Origin of the sequence: Terrabacter sp. Soil810 (assembly GCF_001429645.1) — a bacterium.
Lineage (GTDB): Bacteria > Actinomycetota > Actinomycetes > Actinomycetales > Dermatophilaceae > Terrabacter.
Window position 1 is genome coordinate 573,424 of the sequence record NZ_LMSW01000001.1, and the last position, 21,624, is coordinate 595,047.

The window sequence follows — 21,624 nt, forward strand, 5'->3', positions numbered from 1 at the left end:
GCGCACCACGACGGACCTGTGAGCACGCGCCGGACGACGGACGACGGACGGGCTCACGGGCGGGTCCACGGGGTCGGCGGGGCGGTGCTCTGAGATCACCGCCCCACCGTAGACGAACCGTTCATGCGACGCGGGACGCCGTCCGCACGAGCGACCGCGATGCCAGCACGGAGGCCAGGACGACCGCCCCGGCGACGGCCGACGTCACGACGAACCGCACGACGAGGCCCCCGTCGAGAGCGCTCGAGAAGGGCAGCATGAGCACGAGCACGAAGCCGGCCGACAGGGCGATCGTCATCGCCAGGGGCAGCGCGACCTCGAGGGCGCGGGCACGGTGCAGCGAGCGCTCGCTCGTGCCGGCGAGGGCCAGTGCGCGGTACTGCTCGCCCTGGTCGAGGACCCGGGCTGCCTGGACGACGCCCGTCGACGTCGCACCGACGATGGTGATGATGACGAGCGTGACGAGCGCGCCCGTGCCGAGGTCGTCGGCGAGGTAGCGCTCGAGCGGCGTCGTGGGGTCGTCGACCGAGGCGAGGCTGGTGAACCCCACGACGACGACGGCGAGGCCGAGGGCGCCCACGGCGCGCCACGTGCTCTTCGGGTCGTCGGCGATGCGCCTCGCTGCGAGCAGGCTCGCGGCGGTGGGGGCGAGTCGGGCTGCGACGCGGCCGGCCACCATGACGACCCACGGGCCGACGGCGTTGACGGCGAGGATCATCGCGCCGAGGACGAGCACGATCGTCATCCGCTGCGGCTCCTTCATCGGGGTGATGACGAGCACCCAGGCGGCCCCGGCAGCCAGCGCGAGGACCACGCGCAGGACGCTGAGGCGCTTCGGGCTCGTGCGCGCCGCGACGCCGAGCGGGCTGATCGCGACCCGTGCGAGGCTCGACGCGCCGGACACGATCGCCACGACGACCACGGCCGCGACGACACCGAGCGTCTGCCCGAGGGGCAGCACGAGTTCGCGCAGCTCGAACGGCCGGCCCTGGAAGCTCAGCCGGGCCACGAGCGGGAGGACCGCGAGGTAGACGACGACGCCGGCCAGCGCGCCGAGGACGGCCTGGGCCGCCGCCTCGGCGAGCGTCATGAGCGTGACCTGTCCGGACGTGGCCCCGGCGAGCCGGAGCGCGGCCAGGCGCTGGTCGCGGCGGGCGATGGCGAGGCGCGCGGCGACGCCGCCGAGGGTGAGGATCGGGATGACCATGCACGTCGTCGCGATCCAGGCGAGCGTCACGTAGAGGTTGCCGAGCGCTGCCTCCTCGGAGAGACGGCCCTCGAGTCCCCCGGGCGGGAGCGGGTTGCGCGCCTCGAAGGCCCGGAGCCCCGCGACGCAGACGAGCAGGGCCGCCGTCGCCACGGCGAACGAGACGACCGCGAGGACTCCGGGCACGCGGTTGTCCGCAGCTCCCGCGCGACGGAGTCGCCACCACAGACCGGTCGCAGCCCTCATCGCGCCACCACCGCAGCCGGATCGGCCGGGTCGACAGCGTCGACAGCGTCGGCTGCGTCGGCAGCGTCGGACCCGGCGGCGATGCGACCGTCGCGGACGCGGACGACCCCGTGGCACCAACGGGCGACGTTCTGGTCGTGGGTCACGACGACGAGGGAGGCGCCGGTGTGCGCCGCGAGCTGCGTCAGGTGGTGCATCACCTCGGCGCTCGTCGTCTGGTCGAGCGCACCGGTCGGCTCGTCGGCGAAGACGACGCCGGGACGGGCGACGAGCGCGCGGGCGATGGCCACCCGCTGGGCCTGCCCTCCCGAGAGCTCGCCCGGGCGGCGCTTCTCCAGGCCGGAGAGACCGAGGGGTGGGAAGAGGGCCGCCGCTCGTGCCGTGGCCTCCGAGCGGGACGTGCCGCCCAGCATGAGCGGCAGGGCGACGTTCTCGATCGCCGGCAGCTCGGGCAGCAGCATCCCCTGCTGGAAGACGAAGCCGAAGTCCTCACGGCGCAGCACCGTCCGCTCGCGGTCGGACATGCGTGCGATGTCGCGGCCGCGCCACAGCACCTGGCCGCCCGTCGGTCGCAGGATGCCGGCGAGGACGTGCAGCAACGTCGTCTTGCCCGAGCCGGACGGACCCATGACGGCGAGGCTCTCGCCGGCCCGGATCGTCAGGTCGACACCGCCCAGCGCCGGCGGACCCGCGGAGGCCGAGCGTCCGTAGGTCATCACGAGGCCGCGGGCCACGAGGTCGCTCCCGGGGTCGCGGCCGGAGTCGCGCCCGGGGCTGCGCCCGGCGTCGACCGCCGGCGCAGGCGACGGGACGGGCGGGGCGAGCGAGGGGGAGGTCGGGCGCTCGGGGGCACCGGCCGGCATACGGGACGGGTCGTAGTAGCTCATGGACCCACCCTCGCCGCGGCGGGACCGGCCGCACATCGGGCCGTGGTCGCGTTCCGCGCGGGACGGCATACGACCCCGGTATGAGCTCGGGAGGGCGGCGTACGCCGAAGGGGCCGGGGACGTGATGTCCCCGACCCCTTCGGTCAGTCGCGCGACTCGCGCCGGTCAGCGCTCGGTGCCGGCCAGACCAGCATCCGGGTAGATCTGGTCGTCGGGCACGGCCGGACCGGTGGTGATGTTGACCCCGAGCGCCTCGTCGAGGGCAGCACCCTCGGGAAGCTCCGGGAGGTCGTCGGCCGGCCGGTGCGCGGCGTCCGGGTGGGCCATGTTGGAGAAGGTGAACGTCTCCGCCTTGCCCTCGCCCTCCGTGTCGACCTTGACGTACTGGCCGGAGGAGAAGTCCCCGAAGAGGATTCGCTCCGACAGGGCGTCCTCGATCTCGCGCTGGATGGTGCGGCGCAGCGGGCGAGCACCGAGCACGGGGTCGTAGCCCTTCTTGGCCAGCAGGTCCTTGGCGGCCTGCGTGAGCTCCATGCCCATGTCCTTGTCCTTGAGCCGCTTGTCGAGCTTGGCGATCTCGAGGTCGACGATCTGGATGATCTCGGCGCGGCTCAGGTGCGGGAAGACGATCGTGTCGTCGACTCGGTTGAGGAACTCGGGCCGGAAGTGCTGCTTGAGCTCGTCGGTGACCTTCGCCTTCATCCGCTCGTAGTCCGAGCGGCTGTCGGGTCCGGCCGAGAAGCCCATGTTGGCCTTGGAGATGTCTCGCGTGCCGAGGTTGGTCGTCATGATGATGACGGTGTTCTTGAAGTCGACCATCCGACCCTGCGAGTCGGTGAGGCGGCCGTCCTCGAGCACCTGTAGCAGCGAGTTGAAGATCTCCGGGTGGGCCTTCTCGACCTCATCGAAGAGCACGACGGAGAACGGCTTGCGGCGCACCTTCTCGGTGAGTTGGCCGCCCTCCTCGTAACCGACGTAGCCGGGAGGCGAACCGAAGAGCCGGCTCACCGTGTGCTTCTCGGAGTACTCGGACATGTCGAGCTGGATCAGCGCGTCCTCGCTGCCGAAGAGGAACTCGGCGAGCGTCTTGGCGAGCTCGGTCTTACCGACACCGGTGGGGCCGGCGAAGATGAACGAGCCACCGGGGCGGCGCGGGTCCTTGAGGCCGGCACGGGTGCGGCGGATCGCCTGGGACAGCGCCTTGACGGCGTCGTCCATGCCGACGATGCGCTTGTGCAGCTCGTCCTCCATGTGGAGCAGGCGGCTGGACTCCTCCTCGGTCAGCTTGAAGACCGGGATGCCGGTGCTCGCCGCCAGGACCTCGGCGATGAGCTCCTCGTCGACCTCGGCCACGACGTCCATGTCGCCCGACTTCCACTGGGCCTCACGGGCGGCCTTCTCCTGGCGCAGGCGCTTCTCGTCGTCGCGGACGCGGGCCGCGCGCTCGAAGTCCTGGCCGTCGATGGCCGACTCCTTCTCGCGCACGAGCGCGGCGATCTTCTCATCGAACTCGCGCAGGTCCGGCGGAGCCGTCATGCGGCGGATGCGCAGTCGCGCGCCCGCCTCGTCGATGAGGTCGATCGCCTTGTCGGGCAGGAAGCGGTCGTTGACGTAGCGGTCGGCCATGTTGGCCGCCGCGACGAGGGCGCCGTCGGTGATCGTCACGCGGTGGTGTGCCTCGTAGCGGTCACGCAGACCCTTGAGGATCTCGATGGCGTGCGGCAGCGTCGGCTCCTGCACCTGGATCGGCTGGAAGCGCCGCTCGAGGGCCGAGTCCTTCTCGATGTGCTTGCGGTACTCGTCGAGCGTCGTCGCACCGATCGTCTGCAGCTCACCGCGGGCGAGCATCGGCTTGAGGATGCTCGCGGCGTCGATGGCACCCTCGGCAGCACCGGCACCGACGAGGGTGTGGATCTCGTCGATGAAGATGATGATGTCGCCGCGGGTGCGGATCTCCTTGAGGACCTTCTTCAGCCGCTCCTCGAAGTCACCGCGGTAGCGGCTGCCGGCCACCAGCGAGCCGAGGTCGAGGGTGTAGAGCTGCTTGTCCTTGAGCGTCTCGGGCACCTCGCCCTTGACGATGTCCTGGGCGAGGCCCTCGACCACGGCGGTCTTGCCGACGCCGGGCTCGCCGATGAGGACGGGGTTGTTCTTGGTGCGGCGGCTCAGCACCTGCATGACCCGCTCGATCTCTTTCTCACGTCCGATGACCGGGTCGAGCTTGCCCTCGCGGGCAGCCTGCGTGAGGTTGCGACCGAACTGGTCGAGCACGAGGGAGCCCGCGGGCGTGCCCTCGGCCTGGCTCTGGCCGACGCCGGCGCCGGCCTTCTCGCCGCTCTGCCCGCCCTGGTAGCCGGAGAGCAGCTGGATGACCTGCTGGCGGACCTTGTTGAGCTCTGCGCCGAGCTTGACGAGGACCTGGGCGGCGACGCCCTCGCCCTCGCGGATCAGGCCGAGCAGGATGTGCTCGGTGCCGATGTAGCTGTGGCCGAGCTGGAGCGCCTCGCGGAGCGAGTACTCGAGGACCTTCTTCGCGCGGGGCGTGAAGGGGATGTGGCCGGTCGGGGCCTGCTGCCCCTGGCCGATGATCTCCTGGACCTGGGCCCGGACCGCTTCGAGCGAGATGTCGAGCGATTCGAGGGCCTTCGCGGCGACGCCTTCGCCTTCGTGGATCAGACCCAGGAGGATGTGCTCGGTCCCGATGTAGTTGTGGTTGAGCAGGCGAGCTTCCTCCTGCGCGAGGACAACCACCCTTCGGGCCCTGTCGGTGAACCGTTCGAACATGTTCTTCTCCTGACTGATCGAGAGACATCTCGATGCTATCCGTGCCCGCTGTGGACGAGCACACCCCGACCAACGCCGGTCGTGTCCCTCCTGTTCCCATCCTGAGCGTGATCGGCTCAGGTTCGGCTTCTGTTCGCCGTGAGCGGACAGATGCCGAGAGGCGTGTCCTGATCCTTGCGTATGCCGTGTCGTGCCCGCACGTCGCGACGGCGCGTGTCCCCCGGGCTTGCCTGCACCTGCGCGCCGACGCCATTCCGGCGCCATTCCGGCGTCAGGCCGGGACGGCCAGGTCGCCCGGTCTGCTCGGGAAGTACCGGCGCCACTCGTCGTTCAGTCGCGGCACGATGACGAGCCGCCGGATCCGCGCGTCGTCGAGGGCCTCGTCCCGACCGAGGTCGGTGAGCCACTGCTCGTCCGACTCGGCGTGCTGCCGACCGTCGTACTCGATGATGTGGGGAAAGGGGAGGTACGTCAGGTCGTAGCGGCGTAGCAGGGTGCCGTCGTCGTCGTGGACCCTGTGGTCGACCTCGGGCTCCGGCAGGCCGGCGAAGACGATGAGCAGTCGCAGCCGCGTCTCCATCGGTGAGTCGACGCCGGCCCGGACGAGCGTCGCTGCGCGGCGAGCCAGTCGGGAGTAGGGCCCTCGATGCTCGCGGGTCGCCGACACGAGCTCCTCGGGCGTCGTGCGACGCCGTCGCACGAGCGAGTCCCCGAGCACGACGAGGTCGACGAGCGAGAGCTGGTGGGCGAGGTCGAGGAACGTCTGCACCGGCGATGTCATCCGGATGCCTCGCCAGCGCACGACCCGCTGCCCGACCTTCGCTCGGTGGCCGGCGAGCCCCTCGCCCCTGACGCGGTGACGACGCGACGTGACGTGGACGTCGGGATCATCGGGCACCACTGCGCCGAGCAGCCGCGCGGCCGTGTGGTGCGAGACGTAGCTGTCCGGCTCCGCGACCAGAAGTGCGGCACGGGCGAGCAGGGCAGCGGTGAGCGGCTGGTAGACGGACACGTACACACCGTGGAACGGTGCGCGGTACCGACGCCGCAGGTCCCAGGCGGTGAGCCCCGCAGGCGCCTCGGATCGCCGGAAGGGCGAGCCCGCTTGTACTGTCATGCAACCGACGATCCAGCACATCGTGAGGCTCGCGCCGTCGTTCTCCACAGCCCTCCATCTCGGGGCCGCGGCGTGGGTGTGGGCTGGGTTCTTGGCTCCGGCCCTCCATCTCGGGGCCGCGGCGCGGGAGGGGTGGTGACTCGAACCGTTCTGCCACCACTCGGGGGCCGCGGCGCGGGTGTGGGCTGGCTTCTTGGCTCCGGCCCTCCATCTCGGGGCCGCGGCGCGGGAGGGGTGCGCGGAAGGGTGGTGACGTGACGGCTGGCTGGGTGCGGTCGTATGCCGGGGGGCTGCGTCAGGGGCGGCCGTGGGCGAAGCGGTCGTGGAGGTCGCGGACCTCGGCCTCGAGCTCCGGGGCCGGACCGTCGACGACCGCGCCCGGCACGACGTCCCGGATCGACAGCGCAGCGACCGGTGACGCCGCGGCACCCCACGCCGACCGCCACGCGCCCAGCTGGGCCGAGCTCACGGCATACGCGATCCGGCCGAGGCCGACCCAGGCGTGGGCGGCCGAGCACATGGGGCAGTGCTCGCCGGAGGTGTAGACGGTGGCGGCCGCGCGCTCCTCGGCGGTCAGGTGCGCTCCCGCCCAGCGGGCGATGGCGAACTCGGGGTGCTGCGTCGCGTCGAGCGCCACGACGTGGTTGTGGTCCTCGAAGAGCACCTCGCCGTCACCCGAGACGAGGACGGAGCCGAAGGGCTCGTCGCCGCGCTCGAGGGCGAGGCGGGCGAGCTCGACGGCCCGTCGCAGGTGGACGAGGTCGGTGGCGTCGAGGCTCATGCGACCCTCCCGGTGACGAGCGCGAACGTGACGAAGGCACCGCCGTCGGCCTCGAGCATCCCCTGCACGGGCGAGGTGGGCGCTCCCTTGAGCTCCATGACGGCACGTTCCCACAGCAGCCAGTTCGCGCAGGCGTCCGGCTGGTTGCGGGCGGTGACGGACGCGAAGGCGCGGCTGAACTCCCACTGGCTGCGCAGCCAGTCGGCGGTGTGCCACGCCGCGGACTCGGCGCCGACGACGCGGTCGATGTGCTCGGGGATCTCGCCGAGCTCGCGCACCTCGCTCGTCAGGGCGGGCGTCGCGACGCCGACCTGGCCACCGGGCTTGAGGAAGGTCGCGAGGTAGGGCGGGTAGTGGTCGCCGGTGCCGAAGTACTCCCACGCGTCGATGCTGACGATCGCGTCGAACGAGCCGCGGCCGAAGGGGAGCGCGTGCGCGTCGACGCGCATCGCGAGCACACGGTCGTCGACACCCTCCTTCCGGAACACTGCGGCTGCCTCGGTGGGGTCGACCCACAGGTCGGCGGCGACGACGCTGACGCCGTACTCCCTCGCGAGGAAGACCGACGTCGCCCCGAGCCCCGAGCCGAGGTCGAGCACGCGCATGCCGGAGCGCAGGTCGAGGTCGGCGGCGAGGTCCTCGAGCAGCCACAGCGGGTGCGGGCCCATGTCGAGGTCGACGAGCCACTTCGCGTCGTAGCCGTTCGACTTGGGGTAGGCGTCGCGGGTCAGGTGGTCGAGAGCGGGCATGCCTCGATCCTCCGGGATGGGACCTGACGGCGTCGACTCCGTTCCATGCGGCGAGAAGTGGCCGCTCGACCAGGACGAGGTGGCAACAGTTGGCCTCTCGACGGTGTCAGGGGGCGGGAACCAGGCGTTCCGGGGTGAGGTCGGCGAGCGACGTGCACCCCGTCAGCGCCAGCTGGAGGTCGAGCTCGGCCCGCAGGTTGCGGAGCACCTCCGACACCCCGTCAGCGCCGGCCAGGGCCAGGCCGTAGACGTGCGGTCGCCCGATGCCGACGGCCGTCGCGCCGAGGGCAAGGGCGACGAAGGCGTCTGCGCCGCAACGGATCCCGCTGTCGAAGATCACTGGCACCGACGACCCCGCCTCGCGTACGGCCTCGACGACGCCAGGCAGGGCGTCGAGGGCGGCCACCGTCCGGTCGACCTGCCGGCCGCCGTGGTTGGAGACGTAGACGCCGTCGACCCCGGCCTCGACGGCACGACGGGCGTCGTCGGGATGGAGGATCCCCTTGAGCACGATCGGCAGGCTCGTCAGCGCCCGCAGCCGCGGCAGGTCGTCCCACGTCAGCGACGGACGGCTGAAGACGTCGAGGAAGGTCTCGACGGCCGCGCGCGGCTCGGGTGCCGTGAGGTTGTGGCGGGTGTCGCCCGGGTGGTTCCGGCTCATCGACACGAGGGTCGCGACCGCCGCGGGCGTGGGACGTGGCCGGACCGTCGGCCCGGCGGCCGCCACCCGCTGGCGGACGAGTCGCTGGAAGACGGGGTCCGACGTGTACTGCGCGATGCCCTCGCCCCGGGCGAACGGCAGGTGCCCGAGGTCGAGGTCGCGTGGACGCCACCCGAGGTATGCCGTGTCGAGCGTGACGACGAGGGCGTCGCTGCCGCACGCCTCGGCCCGCGAGACGAGGCTCTCGACGAGGTCGTCGTCGCTGCTCCAGTAGAGCTGGTACCAGTGCCCGGTCCCGCCGAGGGCGCGGGCGACGTCCTCCATCGGCACGGAGGCCTGGGTGCTGAGGATCTGGGTGACGCGCTGCTCCCGGGCGCCACGGGCGACGGCGAGGTCGGCCTCGTCGTCGGCCATCGACAGCACACCGACGGGTGCGACGAGGAAGGGGCTCTCGTGCCGTCGACCGAAGAGCTCGACCGACGTGTCGCGCTCGGTCGTGTCGACGAGCATCCGCGGCACGACGCACCACCGGGAGAAAGCGGCCACGTTGGCATCGGCGCTCGCCTCCGAGCCGGCCGAGCCTGCGACATAGGCGAACCCGCGTTTCGACATCACCTTGCGGGCGGCCGCCTCGAGCCGTGTGCCGTCGGTGGGGACCGCCGGTCGGTGGCCGAAGGCGCCGGCCCGGTAGATGGCGGACTGGACGGTCCTGCCGATGCCCTCCTGCGGCATACGAGCTCCTCTGGTCGCGCGGGTCCCGGTGCTGCGGGGGTGCGGCCCGGACTGGGCCCATCCTGCTACGCGGCCGACCCGGGGGTCACCAGGTGACGGAGACGGTCTCGCGCCACCAGCGTTCGAGCTCGTCGACGGGCTCGGCGGCGCCTCGGGTCCACAGCCGGAGGTAGAGGTCGACGGGGTCGCCGGTCAGGGTGTGGTCGGCGGCGGCCTCGGGAGACCCTGGCCTGACCCGACGGGTCCGGATCGGCCGGCCGGTGTTGAGCTCGACGAGCCAGGCGACGTCGGCGCCCTCGGGACTCACGAGGAGTCGGGTCGGCGCGCCGGGTGACGCGCCCTCCCTGCGGCGGGTGACGAAGCCGACGAGCAGCTCGTCGATGCCGTCGAGCGCGATGGCCGGCCGGATCCAGGTCTCGTCGGCGCGGGCGGGCCGTCCGAGCCGGGCCCCGAGCGCGTCGACGGCGTGGATCGTCGTCTCGTGGCACTGCCGGCGGGTCCAGAAGAGTCGTGCCGGCGGAGCCTCCTTGAGGAAGACGAACGCGTGGAGGTCGTCGGGGGCATCGACGACCGCCTGAAGCAGCGCGGTCGCGCCGTCGTCGAACCAGCCGAGCACGTCGGCTGACTCCCGTCCCTCGCGCTCGAAGGGCTCCGCCTCGTCGACGGTCTCGCCGCGCAGGTGGCCGGCGGCCCAGCGGTGGACCATGCCCTGGTGCGCGACGAGGTCGAGCACCGTCCAGCCGGGGCACGTCGGGACGGGGGCGTCGAGACCGGCGGCCATCGCGTTGGCGCGCAGGACCGTCGCCGCGGCCCCGAGGGCCTCGCCGAGATCGTCGAGGCCGACGCCGAGCGGTCCCGGCGCGGCGAGGGCGGCATCGTCGGTCGTCATCAGAGCTCCTGGACTCCGCGGGCCAGCAGCGCGAGGGCCGTCGACCCCTTCTCGGTGGCGACCTTCGCGTCGGGGGCCGAGTAGGTGAGGCGCACGAGCACGTTGCCCACCTGCACGACGCCGACATAGTCGTGACGCGTCTCGTCCGGGGAGGTGCGCGTCACGTCGACCCGGCCGAGCGGCATACCCTCCGCCACGTCGCGGCGCTGGTTGGCGACGGTCGTCGTGACGCCCTGCGCCGGCCGGGGCGCCCGGCAGGCCGCCGCGGCGTCGAGCAGCGGCTCGACCGCCGTGGCGGCGGACGCGAGGTCGGGGTAGGTGATGGCGGCGACGTCGGCGCGGACACCTCCCGGGCCCTCCCAGGCCCTGGCGTATGCCGTGGGGCCGACGTCCCGGGCCACCGTGGGCCCGCCGGGGCACGACCTGACGACTGCCTCGGTCACGGCTTCCCGGTCCGTGCGGGTCAGTCCGCTGAGGTCGTGGCCGGCGAGGTAGGAGGCGACCGCAGCCCGGTCGTGGACACGGGGCGGCACCAGGCTCGCCGGTGGCGTGAGGGGCGCGTCGGACGTGGGCCCGCTCGAGGTGCTGCCGGCGCGGGTCGTGCCGGAGTCCGGGGGCGTCGCCGACCCGGTGGCGGCGGGCGCCGCGGAGCACCCGGCGAGCGCGAGCGGCACGGCAGCGACCGCGAGGGCAGCGGCTGCGGATCGGCGGGCGGCGGTCGGTCGTCGCATGCCAGCGAGTCTGCCCCATGGCCCGACCGGCACCGCGTGCGGCACGGGGAGGCGGGCGAGTGGAGGGGACGGGCCGGCGCAGGCTCCCGGCGGCGGTAGATTTGCCCGGCGGGACGGTCACCACCGCCCGCCGCCGTCACCCGAGCGACATCCCGAGCACCACCCGGAGGCCCCCGTGGACGCCAGCGACCTGCTGCGCAACTCGCTCCTGCAGCTGTCCAAGCAGGAGAAGATCCGAGACGTCATCGAGAAGGCGCCCGTGTCGCGCTCGGTCGTCAAGCGCTTCGTGCCCGGCGCCGAGCGCGCCGACGTCGTCGGGGCCGCCTCCGAGATCGCGGCGTCCGGCCGCCTCTCGACGATCGACTACCTCGGCGAGGACACGACCGACCTCGCGCAGGCGCGAAACACCCGTGACGCGTACGTCTCGCTGCTGACGGCGCTGCGCGACCAGGGGCTCACCGAGGGCGGCACCGTCGAGGTCTCGCTCAAGCTGAGCGCCCTGGGCCAGGCCCTGCCCGGCGACGGCAACGCGATCGCCCTCGACCACGCCCGCGAGATCTGCGAGCTGGCCAGGCAGTCCGGCACGACCGTGACCCTCGACATGGAGGACCACACGACGACCGACCTGACGCTCGACGCCCTGCGCGAGCTGCGCGCCGACTTCCCGACCGTCGGCGCCGTGCTGCAGGCCTACCTCTACCGCACCGAGGCCGACTGTCGGGACCTCGCCCACGCCGGGTCCCGCGTGCGCCTGTGCAAGGGCGCCTACAAGGAGCCCGAGTCGGTCGCCTTCCAGGCCGGCGCCGACGTCGACAAGTCCTACGTGCGCTGCCTCAAGATCCTCATGCAGGGCGAGGGCTACCCGATGGTGGCCTCGCACGACCCGCGGCTCATCGAGATCGCGGGAGCGCTCGCGGGCCAGGCCGGTCGCGACCCGAGGTCGTTCGAGTACCAGATGCTCTACGGGATCCGGCCCGAGGAGCAGAAGCGGATCTCCGACCGCGGCGACCAGATGCGCGTCTACATCCCGTACGGCCAGGAGTGGTACGGCTACCTCATGCGTCGGATGGCCGAGAAGCCCGGCAACGTCATGTTCTTCCTGCGCGGCATCGCGACCAAGAGCTGAGCGGGGCCCACGATGACGACGACGGCCATCTTCGGTGCGGGAGTCATGGGCGAGACCCTCGTCTCCGGCCTCATCCGGTCGGGCCGCACGCCGGGCGACCTCGTCGTCACCGGACGCACCCCCGACAAGGTCAACGCGCTCGCCGAGCGCTACGGCGTGCGCGTGCTGGCCAACGCCGAGGCGGCCGACGTCGCCGACACGCTCGTGCTCTGCGTCAAGCCGCAGGACATGGCGGCGCTGCTCGACGAGATCCACGACCACGTGGTCCCCGGCAACGCCGTCATCTCGCTGGCCGCCGGCATCACGACCGAGTTCCTCGAGTCGCGGCTGCCCGACGGCACGTCGGTCATCCGCGTCATGCCCAACACGCCGGCGCTCGTCGACCAGGGCATGGCGGGCATCTCGCCCGGCAGCCACTGCACCGACGACCACCTCGCCGAGGCCGAGGCGCTGCTCAGCTCGTGCGGCCGGGTCGTCCGGCTCGCCGAGAAGCACCTCGACGCCGTCACCGCCATCTCCGGTAGCGGGCCGGCCTACATCTTCTACGTCGTCGAGGCCATGATCGAGGCCGGCGTCGTGCTGGGCCTACCGCGGGCCACGGCTACGGAGCTCGTCGTCCAGACGCTCTACGGTGCGGCGACGATGCTCAAGGAGACCCGGGAGCACCCGACCGTGCTGCGCGAGCAGGTCAGCTCGCCCGGTGGCACGACCGTCGCCGCCCTGCGCCAGCTCGACGATCACAAAGTCCGGGCCGCGTTCGTCACGGCCATCGAGGCCGCGGCGGCACGCTCCAAACAGCTGGCGTCCGGCCAGGTCTGAGGGCATCGTGGGGTGATGGCCGAGCCCCAGCCCCACGACCAGCGCCTGCACCTGCACCCCGTCTCGCCCGACGACTGGGAGTCGCACCGCGACGTCCGTCTCGCGATGCTCCAGGACGCCCCCGACGCGTTCTGGTTCACCTACGCCGACGAGGCCGCCTACGACGAGGCCGACTGGCGCGAGCGCATCGAGGGCGCGTGGCTCGTGCAGGCCCGGGACGCCTCGGGAGTGCTCGGCAGCGCCGGCCTCGGCTCCCACTGGGAGCCCGAGCGGGCCACGACCGCAACGTTGTTCGGCATGTACGTCGCACCGCAGGCGCGCGGCCGTGGTGTCGGCGAGGCCCTCGTCCGGGCCGTCCTCGAGCACGCGCGACGCCTCGGCAAGTCCGAGGTCGTCCTGGAGGTGACGAGCTCCAACACGGCCGCGGAGACGTTGTACGCGCGGTGCGGGTTCGTGCGCTCCGGCGCGGTCCACGACCACCCGCGGCGGCCGGACCTGCGCGAGATCGAGATGGTCCACCGGCTCTGAGTCGCACTGTCGGGCAGTCGGTCCCGGCGTGCACCCGAACGTTCACCGGCCCGCGGGTGCGATCCGGCTGCCTGTCGTGCGAAGGTGGACCCATGAGCGACATCACCGTGCGTCCCCTCGGCGAGGACGACTGGGAGGACTACCGGTCCGTCCGCCTCGCCGCACTGCGTGAATCGCCCGAGGCGTTCGTGGCTTCGGTCGACGACGAAGAGTCCTACGACGAGGACTTCTGGCGTGAACGCATGCAGCGCTCCGCGCGGCTGGTCGCCGAGCGCGACGGCCTCGCCGTCGGCGTGGTCAGCGTCGGCACCGCCAAGGAGAGCGACGGCTCGGCCGGCGAGCTCTTCGGGCTGTGGGTGCGCCCCGAGGCCCGCGGTTCCGGTGTCGCGACGCACCTCGTCAAGGACGGAGCCTCGCTCGCCGCCGAGCGCGGCCACTCCCACCTCGTCTACTGGGTCGGCACCGAGAACGGCCGTGCCGTCGCCTTCGCGAGCGGCATGGGCTTCCGCCCGACCGACTACCGCCGACCGATGGGCGTCGTCAGCGAGGAGGACGGCGAGGAGGAGATCGCCATGGTCCTGCCGCTCGGCGTCGACAACGGGCCGCAGCTGCGCCTCTGACCCGGGCCGAGGCGCTGCGCCTCCGCTGGACGGCACGAACCCACCCCCTGCGCTCGGGGACGGTGGGTTCGCCTGTGCCACAGGGCAGGTGAGCGCTCAGGGGCGAGCGGCGAACCGTTCGATGAGCTCGACGGGGCCGCTGACGATGAGCATGTGGTGCGCCGAGATCTTCGTCTGGGGCACGGCATACGTGAAGTCGTCGCCGAGCGCCTTGACGCCGACGACGGTGACGCCGTACTTGCGGCGGATCTGGCTCTGCTCCAGCGTGAAGCCGATCGTCTCGCTCGGCGGTTTCAGCTTCACGATGGCGAAGCCGTCGTCGAACTCGATGTAGTCGAGCATCTTGCCGTTGACGAGGTGGGCGACGCGGCGGCCCGAGTCGGCCTCGGGGGAGATCACGTGGTGCACCCCGATGCGGTCGAGGATGCGCTTGTGCTCGGGCGACAGGGCCTTGGCCCAGATGGACGGCACTCCGGCATCGACGAGGTTGGCCGCCGCGAGCACCGAGGACTCGACCGACGACCCGATGCCGACGATCGCGATCCGCGGCTGCGCGGCGCGGATCATGTCGAGCGCCGTGGACTGCGCCATGTCAGCGTGGACGACCTTGGCCACCATGTTGACGTAGCTCTCGGCGATGGCGTTGTCGCGCTCGACGGCGATGACCCGGTGGCCCAGCTTGGTGAGCTCGAGAGCGACGGCCGAGCCGAAGCGCCCCAGCCCGATGACGATCACGTCGTCGTCGAAGAGCCGGTTGCGGCCCATGGGTGTTACCTCCGTCGTCCGTGGCGCGTTTCCGCGATAGCGTCTCAATCATGCCAACTCAGGCCCGGGTCGTCTGGGACTCCTCCTTCACGAGGTACGACTTCGGTCCTACGCACCCGATGGCACCCGCACGTCTCGACCTCACCGCCCGACTCTGCGACGCGCTCGGGGTCTTCGACGTCGACGGCGTGGAGGTGGTCGGGGCCGAGGTGGCCTCCGACGCGCTGCTCGCCACCGTCCACGACGACGACTACGTCGCCGCCGTCAAGGCCGCGTCGGTCGACCCGTCCGTCGCGGACGACGCCTACGGCCTGGGCACCGACGACGACCCGGCGTTCGTGGACATGCACGATGCCAGCGCCCGGGTCGTGTCGGGCACCGTCGACAGCTGCCGCGCCGTCTGGGAGGGCGAGGCCGAGCACGCCGTGAACTTCACCGGCGGCCTCCACCACGCGATGCCGGGCAAGGCGAGCGGCTTCTGCGTCTACAACGACATCGCCGTGGGCATCCAGTGGCTGCTCGACCACGGCGCCGAGCGCGTGGCCTACGTCGACGTCGACGTGCACCACGGCGACGGCGTCGAGCGCATCTTCTGGGACGACCCGCGGGTGCTGACGATCTCGGTCCACGAGACCGGGCGGGCGCTCTTCCCCGGCACGGGCTGGCCCAGCGACATCGGCGGCCCCGACGCCGAGGGCACCGCGGTGAACGTCGCCCTGCCGCCCGGGATCGGCGACGCCGGCTGGCTGCGCGCCCTGCACGCCGTCGTCATGCCGCTGGTCCGCGCCTTCAAGCCCGACGTGCTCGTGACCCAGCACGGGTGCGACACCCACGCCGAGGACCCGCTCGCACACTTCGCCGTGACGGTCGACGCCCAGCGGGCCGCGGCCGACGCTCTCCACCGCCTGTCGCACGAGGTGTGCGAGGGCCGCTGGGTCGCCCTCGGCGGCGGTGGCTACGAGGTCATCGGCGTCGTGCCCCGGACGTGGACCCACCTGACCGCCATCGCGGCCCACGCCCCGATCCAGACGACCGCCCCGATCCCTGAGGACTGGCGCGCCCACGTCGAGCAGGTCTTCGGCCGACCCGCTCCGCGACGCATGGGCGACCTGACCGCCGAGGACGGGCCGCTGTGGTGGCGCTCGTGGGAGATGGGGTACGACCCCGCGAGCGAGGTCGACCGCGCGGTCATGGCCACGCGCACGGCCGTCTTCCCGCTGCACGGCCTCGACGTCCACTTCGACTGAGTTCTCTGCGCCTCGCTTCGCTGCGGCGCGTGCCGCGGCGTACGTCAGCCGTCGCCTTCCTCCGTTCCGCTCGCTCGTTCCTCGCTCGCTACGCTGCGTCCAGGCAACGCCGACGCCGCGGCCGTCTGTTGTCGTCGGCGCCTCGCTTCGCTGCGGCGCGTTCCTCGCTCGCTGCGCTGCGTCCAGGCAACGTCGGCGCCGCGGCGATCCTGATAGGGTCCGCCGAATCCCGGTCGCACGCCCGCCGCGATCGCACGTATCCTTGCTGGACACGGCGACGACGGGCCTGACGATCCTGAGCCGAGCACGACCAGAGGCCGTCCGCGATCCGCGGCGGCGAAGGTGTGGTGGCACAGCGACATTCCCCATCGCCCACACCTCCGGGGCACCAACCCTCTGGAGGTGAACGGAATGCAACCAACCCGACCCACGACCCGTGCTCCGCGCGTACTCGCGCGTGACCTCACAGCCGTGCGACCCGGCGAGCGGGCCACGCTCGCCGGCTGGATCCATCGACGACGCGTCCTCGCGAGCGTCACGTTCCTCGTGCTGCGCGACCGCTCCGGCCTGGCCCAGGTCGTCGTCAAGGACCGCGAGACCGTCGAGCAGCTGGCCGGGCTGCCCGAGGAGACCGTCGTCGAGGTGACCGGCTCCGTGTCGGCCAACGAGTCGGCTCCCGGTGGTGCCGAGCTCGTCGAGCCCGTGGTCACCGCGCTCACCGAGCCGGCCCTCGCGCCACCGACCGAGCTGTGGCGCCCGACCTTCGGAGCGGGACTGCCGACGCATCTCGACCATGCGGCGGTGACCTTGCGCCACCCGCGCCACCGGGCGGCCTGGCAGCTGGCGAGCGCGTCGATGCGAGGCTTCCGAACGGCTCTCAGCACTCGCGAGTTCACCGAGATCGCGACGCCCAAGCTCGTCGGCACCGCCACCGAGTCGGGCGCCAACGTCTTCACCGTCGACTACTTCGGGCGCACCGCCTACCTCGCGCAGAGCCCGCAGCTCTACAAGCAGATGCTCGTCGGGGTCTTCGAGCGCGTCTTCGAGGTGGGGCCGGTCTTCCGTGCCGAGCCGCACGACACCGTGCGTCACCTCGCGCAGTACACCTCGCTCGACGCCGAGCTCGGCTTCATCCGCGACCACCGCGACGTGCTGGCCGTCCTGCGCGAGGCCGTCGCCGGAATGGTCGAGGGCATCCGCGAGCATGCCCCCGACGCCGCTGCACTCCTCGGCGTCGAGCTGCCGCAGGTGCCCGAGGAGTTCCCGGTCATCCACTTCAGCGACGCCCTGGCCAAGGTCGGCGCCGACCCCGACGAGCCGGACCTCAGCCCGGCCCACGAGCGAGCGCTCAGCGAGTGGGCCATGGCGGCGTACGGCTCGGACTTCCTTGCGGTGGAGGGCTACCCGATGGGCAAGCGGCCCTTCTACACGCATCCGCAGCCGGGCGACGAGCGGTGGAGCAACAGCTTCGACCTGCTCTTCCGGGGCCTCGAGCTGACGACCGGCGGGCAGCGCCTGCACCGGCCGTCGGACTACGCCGCGGCCCTCGAGCGCACCGGCACCGACCCCTCGGTCCTCGCCGGCTACCTCGACGCCTTCGCCCACGGCATGCCTCCGCACGGCGGGTTCGCCATCGGTCTGGAAAGGTGGGTCGGGCGCCTGACGGGCGCCGAGAACATCCGCGAGGTGACGCTCTTCCCGCGTGACCTGCACCGTCTGGAGCCGTGACGAGCCGGGAGATCCACAACGGTCCCACCGGCGTGTCGAGTTGCGCGCGAGCGATTCGTTCTGCTGTTCGCTTCCCCTCCAGTCACATCTGCCCCTAATGTTGCTTCTTGCACCTGCGTGCTGTTTCGCCGGAGGGGAAGCCGTCGACGCGCGGGTGCAACCCACCGAAGATCGGGGTAACACATGTCGAATGAGCGCCAGCTCGCCGAGGTGCGGTTTCTGACCGTCGCCGAGGTCGCCTCGATCATGCGCGTGTCGAAGATGACCGTCTACCGGCTCGTCCACGGCGGAGATCTTCCGGCCGTACGCGTCGGCCGCTCCTTCCGGGTTCCGGAGGATGCGGTGCACAAGTACCTCCAGACGTCCTACATCGACACCGCGTGACAGCACGCGTCACCACGCACCCGAGGGGGCGGCCGCGACCACCCGGTCCGGCCGCCCCCTCGGCGTTCACGCCGGTGGGCACTGGTGTGCTTTTGGGGTAGTGACCCCGCACGCGCTACCCTGTGAGCCTGTTCGGCTCGTGAAGTTCGACCTACCCTTCCTCGAGGGGTGTCGACGCAGGTCGGCACCAGCTCAGTTCAAGGACAAGTCTCACGACAAGGACAAACATGGGTTCTGTCATCAAGAAGCGCCGCAAGCGGATGGCGAAGAAGAAGCACCGCAAGCTGCTGCGCAAGACGCGTCACCAGCGTCGCAACAAGAAGTGACCTGACCAGCTCAGGTACCGGCGGCATCGCACCGCACGCTCTCGACCCTCACCATCGGTGGGGGTCGTTCGCGTTCCCGGCCCCGGAATCCGCCGAGAGTCTCGACACATCGGGCCATCTGCCACCGCGCCCGGGCACGGATGCAGCAGGCTCTCGGTAGGCTTCGAAAGCGGGGGAGCGAGAACTCCTCCGCAGTGCGCGCAGGCTCGGGCCCACCCGGGCAGCGCCCGCGCAAGACGCGTCCCAACCGACCGACGACAGGAGGAGCCGATGGCCAAGGTCGTCCTGGTCACGGGGGTGTCCCGCTACCTCGGTGGTCTCTACGCCCGCCGGCTCTCGACCGACCCCTCGATCGAGCGCATCCTCGGCGTCGACGTCGTGCCGCCCAAGCACTCCATCGGTCGGGCCGAGTTCGTCCGCGCGGACATCCGCAACCCGATGATCGGGCGCATCATGGCGCAGGCCGAGGTCGACACGGTCGTGCACATGAACGTCATCGCGACGCCGAAGGACACGGGCGGCCGCGTGACGCAGAAGGAGATCAACGTCATCGGCACGATGCAGCTGCTCGCCGCGTGCCAGAAGTCCGAGTCGGTCTCGCGGCTCGTCGTGAAGTCCTCCGCAGCCGTCTACGGCTCCTCGCCCCGCGACCCCGCGATGTTCAGCGAGGACATGAACCCCAAGACGCTGCCGCGCACCGGCTTCGGCAAGGACTCCGTCGAGGTGGAGGGCTATGTCCGCGGCTTCTCGCGGCGCCGTCCCGACGTCGAGATCACGATGCTGCGCCTGGCCAACGTCGTGGGACCGAGCATCCACACGGCCATCACCGACTACTTCTCGCTGCCCCTCGTGCCCATCCCGCTCGGCTACGACGCGCGGTTCCAGTTCATCCACGAGGACGACGCGACGGCGGCCATGATCCTCGCGACCACGGGTCCGCCCGCCGGGATCGTCAACGTCGCGGGCGACGGCTTCCTGACGGTGACCCAGTGCACCGCGATCGCCCGTCGGCCGGTCGTCCCGGTCCCGCTCTCGGCCGCCGGCCTCATCGGCAACATCGTCAAGCGCAGCGGCTTCGCCGACTTCTCGTCCGACCAGCTGACCTTCCTCGCCTTCGGCCGCGGGCTCGACACCACGCGGATGCGCTCCGTCCTGAAGTTCGAACCGCACTTCACCACGCGCGAGGCCTACGAGGACTACGCACGTCACCTGCGTCCCGCCGTGCCCGGCGTCGAGGGCGTCGGTGAGGTCGTCAGCGACGCCGCCGGTGGCACCGCCGCAGCCCTCTCCCGCGTCTTCGACAGGATCCAGCCGTGACCGCCGACCCGAGCAAGGCCGCCGACACCACACAGGCGACGTCCGGGCGGGCGCCGGCCCAGACGCCCGGGACATCGTCCCCGAAGAAGAAGAAGGCGACGAAGGCGTCCGCTGCCGCGAAGGGGTCCCCGAAGAAGGCGTCGGCCGCGGCCGGTGCGAAGCCCGGCACGAAGCAGGCCTCAGCGCAGCAGGCCTCAGCGAAGAAGGCCTCAGCGAAGAAGGCTTCAGCGAAGACGGCCGCGCCGAAGAAGGCCGAGCCGGGCTCCGGCACGACCACGACCGCCACGATGACCGCGTCGACGTCCGCTGCCGATGCCGCGGTCGCGACTCCCGTCAAGGCCACCTCGACGTCCGTGCGCCCGTCCCGCGGTGCCTTCGCCAAGGGCGCGGCGCGGGCCTCGGGTGAGCGCCGGCGACGCAGCGGCACCCCCCTCATCCCCACGGCGCCGGTCGAGGTCAGCGCCGCCCGACGCCTCGCGACCGGCGCGAACCCCGACTCCGCCGCCGACGACGTCATCGAGGCGGCCGTGACCGAGGGCCCGACCGAGCCCGAGGCGCGCCCGACGACGACGAGGGCCGGCGCCGCGGGGCACGACGACACCGCGCGGGCAGGCACCGAACCCGTCGAACGCGTCGAAACCGCCGAGCTCGTCGCACCGGTCCCACACGACGAGCCGGTCGACGTCTCCGACGGCGGCGACCCCGCCGATACCCTGCCCGCCGAGCCGACGCCGCCGCGCACCCGGCCGAGCCGGGCCTCGATGCGTTCACCGCGTCATGCGGCGGCCGGTGAGCCGGCGCGGCTGCGCGCCGTCCCGCCCGTCGAGGAGGCACCCCCACGCGACGAGCCGTTCGAGGCGGAGCCGGACACCCGGCACACGGCAGCTGTCGAGGGCGGTGCCCGGGAGCACGCGCTGACCTCAGGGCTGCAGTCCCGGGCCGAGAAGCTCGTCGGCGCGGTGCTCGAGGGTGCCGAGTTCTCGTCGGAGTCCCGCCCCGGCCCCGCCGAGCTCGTCGAGCTCGCCGTCAACGTGTTGCGGGCCGCCGCCACCTCGGCCGGGATGCCCGCCGAGGAGGTCGAGCGCCAGGTCGCCGAGACGCTCGCCTACCTGCGGCGCCGGCTCACGGGCGACTACGTCGTCGACGAGTTCGGCTTCGACGAGGACTACACGATCAACGTCCACCTCCCGCTGCTGCGCCCGCTCTACCAGAAGTGGTTCCGGGTCGAGGTGCGCGGCATCGAGAACATCCCCGACGTCGGGGGAGCCCTCGTCGTGGGCAACCACTCCGGCACCATCGCGATGGACTCGCTCATGACGCAGGTGGCCGTCTACGACGAGCACCCGCGCAACCGGCACCTGCGGATGCTCGGCGCCGACCTCGTCTTCCAGATGCCGTTCATCGGCACCATGGCCCGCCGCTCCGGCACGACCCTCGCGGCCAACTCCGACGCCGAGCGGCTGCTCAGCGGCGGCGCCCTCGTCGGGGTCTGGCCAGAGGGCTTCAAGGGCGTCGGCAAGCCGTTCAGCGAGCGGTACAAGCTGCAACGCTTCGGCCGCGGCGGCTTCGTGTCGGCGGCCCTGCGTGCCGGCGTGCCGATCGTGCCGGTCTCGATCGTCGGGGCCGAGGAGATCTACCCCATCCTCGGCAACATGCCGGCGGTCGCGCGGCTGCTGGGGCTGCCCTACGCCCCGATCACGCCGACGTTCCCGCTGCTCGGCCCGCTCGGCCTGGTGCCGCTGCCGAGCAAGTGGCTCATCGAGTTCGGGCCGCCGATCGAGACGACGAGCTTCGGTCCCGACGCCGCCGACGACCCCATGCTCGTCTTCGACCTCACCGACCAGGTGCGCGAGACGATCCAGCAGACGCTCTACAGCCTGCTCATGCAGCGCAAGTCCGTCTTCCTCTGACCGACGCCGGCCCCGGGTCGTGGCGGCACCGCCGCCGCGTGCTGCGACGGGTCGCCTGGGCCGGTCGCCT

Annotated in this window: 20 protein-coding genes; 10 read left to right on the plus strand and 10 right to left on the minus strand. The window is 72.0% G+C overall.

What is annotated here, in order from left to right; all coding sequences use genetic code 11:
• Positions 1–121: 121 nt before the first annotated feature.
• The 9 genes from ASG96_RS02560 to ASG96_RS23560 form a co-directional block, all read right to left on the minus strand.
• The gene (locus ASG96_RS02560; protein ID WP_157610601.1) at positions 122–1,453 is read right to left on the minus strand and encodes an FtsX-like permease family protein; all 1,332 of its coding nucleotides are present in this window, start codon (positions 1,451–1,453) and stop codon (positions 122–124) included.
• A complete protein-coding gene (locus ASG96_RS02565) occupies positions 1,450–2,340 on the minus strand; it encodes an ABC transporter ATP-binding protein (RefSeq protein ID WP_235509033.1) in 891 nt (296 codons plus the stop codon). The genes ASG96_RS02560 and ASG96_RS02565 overlap by 4 nt, the downstream gene beginning before the upstream one ends.
• A 165-nt stretch (positions 2,341–2,505) precedes the next feature.
• The gene (locus ASG96_RS02570; RefSeq protein WP_056759944.1) at positions 2,506–5,124 is read right to left on the minus strand and encodes an ATP-dependent Clp protease ATP-binding subunit; all 2,619 of its coding nucleotides are present in this window, start codon (positions 5,122–5,124) and stop codon (positions 2,506–2,508) included.
• Positions 5,125–5,395: 271 nt separating this feature from the next.
• Positions 5,396–6,136, minus strand: coding sequence for a hypothetical protein (locus ASG96_RS02575; protein WP_057586735.1), 741 nt, complete (start codon positions 6,134–6,136; stop codon positions 5,396–5,398).
• Between the two features lie 400 nt (positions 6,137–6,536).
• Positions 6,537–7,022 (minus strand): nucleoside deaminase, encoded by a 486-nt coding sequence (locus tag ASG96_RS02580; protein WP_056759943.1) that lies wholly within the window; start codon positions 7,020–7,022, stop codon positions 6,537–6,539.
• Positions 7,019–7,771: a cyclopropane-fatty-acyl-phospholipid synthase family protein gene (locus ASG96_RS02585; protein WP_057586424.1), complete on the minus strand. Its 753-nt coding sequence runs from the start codon at positions 7,769–7,771 to the stop codon at positions 7,019–7,021. The genes ASG96_RS02580 and ASG96_RS02585 overlap by 4 nt, the downstream gene beginning before the upstream one ends.
• Positions 7,772–7,877: 106 nt before the next feature.
• Complete coding sequence (locus tag ASG96_RS02590) at positions 7,878–9,164, minus strand: lactate 2-monooxygenase (protein WP_056759939.1); 1,287 nt, start codon at positions 9,162–9,164, stop codon at positions 7,878–7,880.
• 85 nt (positions 9,165–9,249) lie between these two features.
• The gene (locus ASG96_RS02595; RefSeq protein WP_235509034.1) at positions 9,250–10,053 is read right to left on the minus strand and encodes a maleylpyruvate isomerase N-terminal domain-containing protein; all 804 of its coding nucleotides are present in this window, start codon (positions 10,051–10,053) and stop codon (positions 9,250–9,252) included.
• Positions 10,053–10,784, minus strand: coding sequence for a hypothetical protein (locus tag ASG96_RS23560; protein WP_162261993.1), 732 nt, complete (start codon positions 10,782–10,784; stop codon positions 10,053–10,055). The genes ASG96_RS02595 and ASG96_RS23560 overlap by 1 nt, the downstream gene beginning before the upstream one ends.
• Before the next feature lie 175 nt (positions 10,785–10,959).
• Between ASG96_RS23560 and ASG96_RS02600 the strand changes: the two genes are divergently transcribed.
• From ASG96_RS02600 to ASG96_RS02615, 4 genes are all read left to right on the plus strand, one after another.
• Entirely contained in the window at positions 10,960–11,910 is a 951-nt protein-coding gene (locus tag ASG96_RS02600) for a proline dehydrogenase family protein (RefSeq protein ID WP_157610602.1), read from the plus strand.
• A 12-nt stretch (positions 11,911–11,922) separates the two neighbouring features.
• Positions 11,923–12,729, plus strand: a complete 807-nt coding sequence (gene proC, locus ASG96_RS02605) for a pyrroline-5-carboxylate reductase (RefSeq protein WP_056759936.1) — start codon at positions 11,923–11,925, stop codon at positions 12,727–12,729.
• A 15-nt stretch (positions 12,730–12,744) separates the two neighbouring features.
• Positions 12,745–13,257 (plus strand): N-acetyltransferase, encoded by a 513-nt coding sequence (locus tag ASG96_RS02610; protein ID WP_056759934.1) that lies wholly within the window; start codon positions 12,745–12,747, stop codon positions 13,255–13,257.
• A 92-nt stretch (positions 13,258–13,349) separates the two neighbouring features.
• Positions 13,350–13,877, plus strand: coding sequence for a GNAT family N-acetyltransferase (locus ASG96_RS02615; protein ID WP_056759932.1), 528 nt, complete (start codon positions 13,350–13,352; stop codon positions 13,875–13,877).
• A gap of 96 nt (positions 13,878–13,973) precedes the next feature.
• Here ASG96_RS02615 and ASG96_RS02620 read toward each other — a convergent pair whose 3' ends face one another.
• Positions 13,974–14,642 carry a TrkA family potassium uptake protein gene (locus ASG96_RS02620; protein ID WP_057586425.1) on the minus strand — a complete coding sequence of 223 codons (669 nt, stop codon included), beginning with the start codon at positions 14,640–14,642 and terminating at the stop codon, positions 13,974–13,976.
• Positions 14,643–14,692: 50 nt separating this feature from the next.
• On the opposite strand from ASG96_RS02620, the gene ASG96_RS02625 reads away from it, so the two are divergent.
• From ASG96_RS02625 to ASG96_RS24520, 6 genes are all read left to right on the plus strand, one after another.
• On the plus strand, positions 14,693–15,889 hold the full coding sequence (locus tag ASG96_RS02625; RefSeq protein WP_057586428.1) for an acetoin utilization protein AcuC: 1,197 nt from the start codon (positions 14,693–14,695) through the stop codon (positions 15,887–15,889).
• A gap of 411 nt (positions 15,890–16,300) precedes the next feature.
• Complete coding sequence (gene aspS, locus ASG96_RS02630; protein ID WP_057586430.1) at positions 16,301–17,617, plus strand: aspartate--tRNA(Asn) ligase; 1,317 nt, start codon at positions 16,301–16,303, stop codon at positions 17,615–17,617.
• 183 nt (positions 17,618–17,800) lie between these two features.
• Positions 17,801–18,001, plus strand: a complete 201-nt coding sequence (locus tag ASG96_RS02635; RefSeq protein ID WP_020145054.1) for a helix-turn-helix domain-containing protein — start codon at positions 17,801–17,803, stop codon at positions 17,999–18,001.
• A 227-nt stretch (positions 18,002–18,228) separates the two neighbouring features.
• The gene (locus tag ASG96_RS22460) at positions 18,229–18,327 is read left to right on the plus strand and encodes a 30S ribosomal protein bS22 (protein ID WP_003792170.1); all 99 of its coding nucleotides are present in this window, start codon (positions 18,229–18,231) and stop codon (positions 18,325–18,327) included.
• A gap of 270 nt (positions 18,328–18,597) precedes the next feature.
• Positions 18,598–19,644, plus strand: a complete 1,047-nt coding sequence (locus ASG96_RS02640) for an NAD-dependent epimerase/dehydratase family protein (protein WP_056759924.1) — start codon at positions 18,598–18,600, stop codon at positions 19,642–19,644.
• Positions 19,641–21,554, plus strand: coding sequence for a 1-acyl-sn-glycerol-3-phosphate acyltransferase (locus tag ASG96_RS24520; RefSeq protein WP_057586432.1), 1,914 nt, complete (start codon positions 19,641–19,643; stop codon positions 21,552–21,554). Before ASG96_RS02640 ends, ASG96_RS24520 begins: the two co-directional genes overlap by 4 nt.
• Positions 21,555–21,624: the final 70 nt, after the last annotated feature.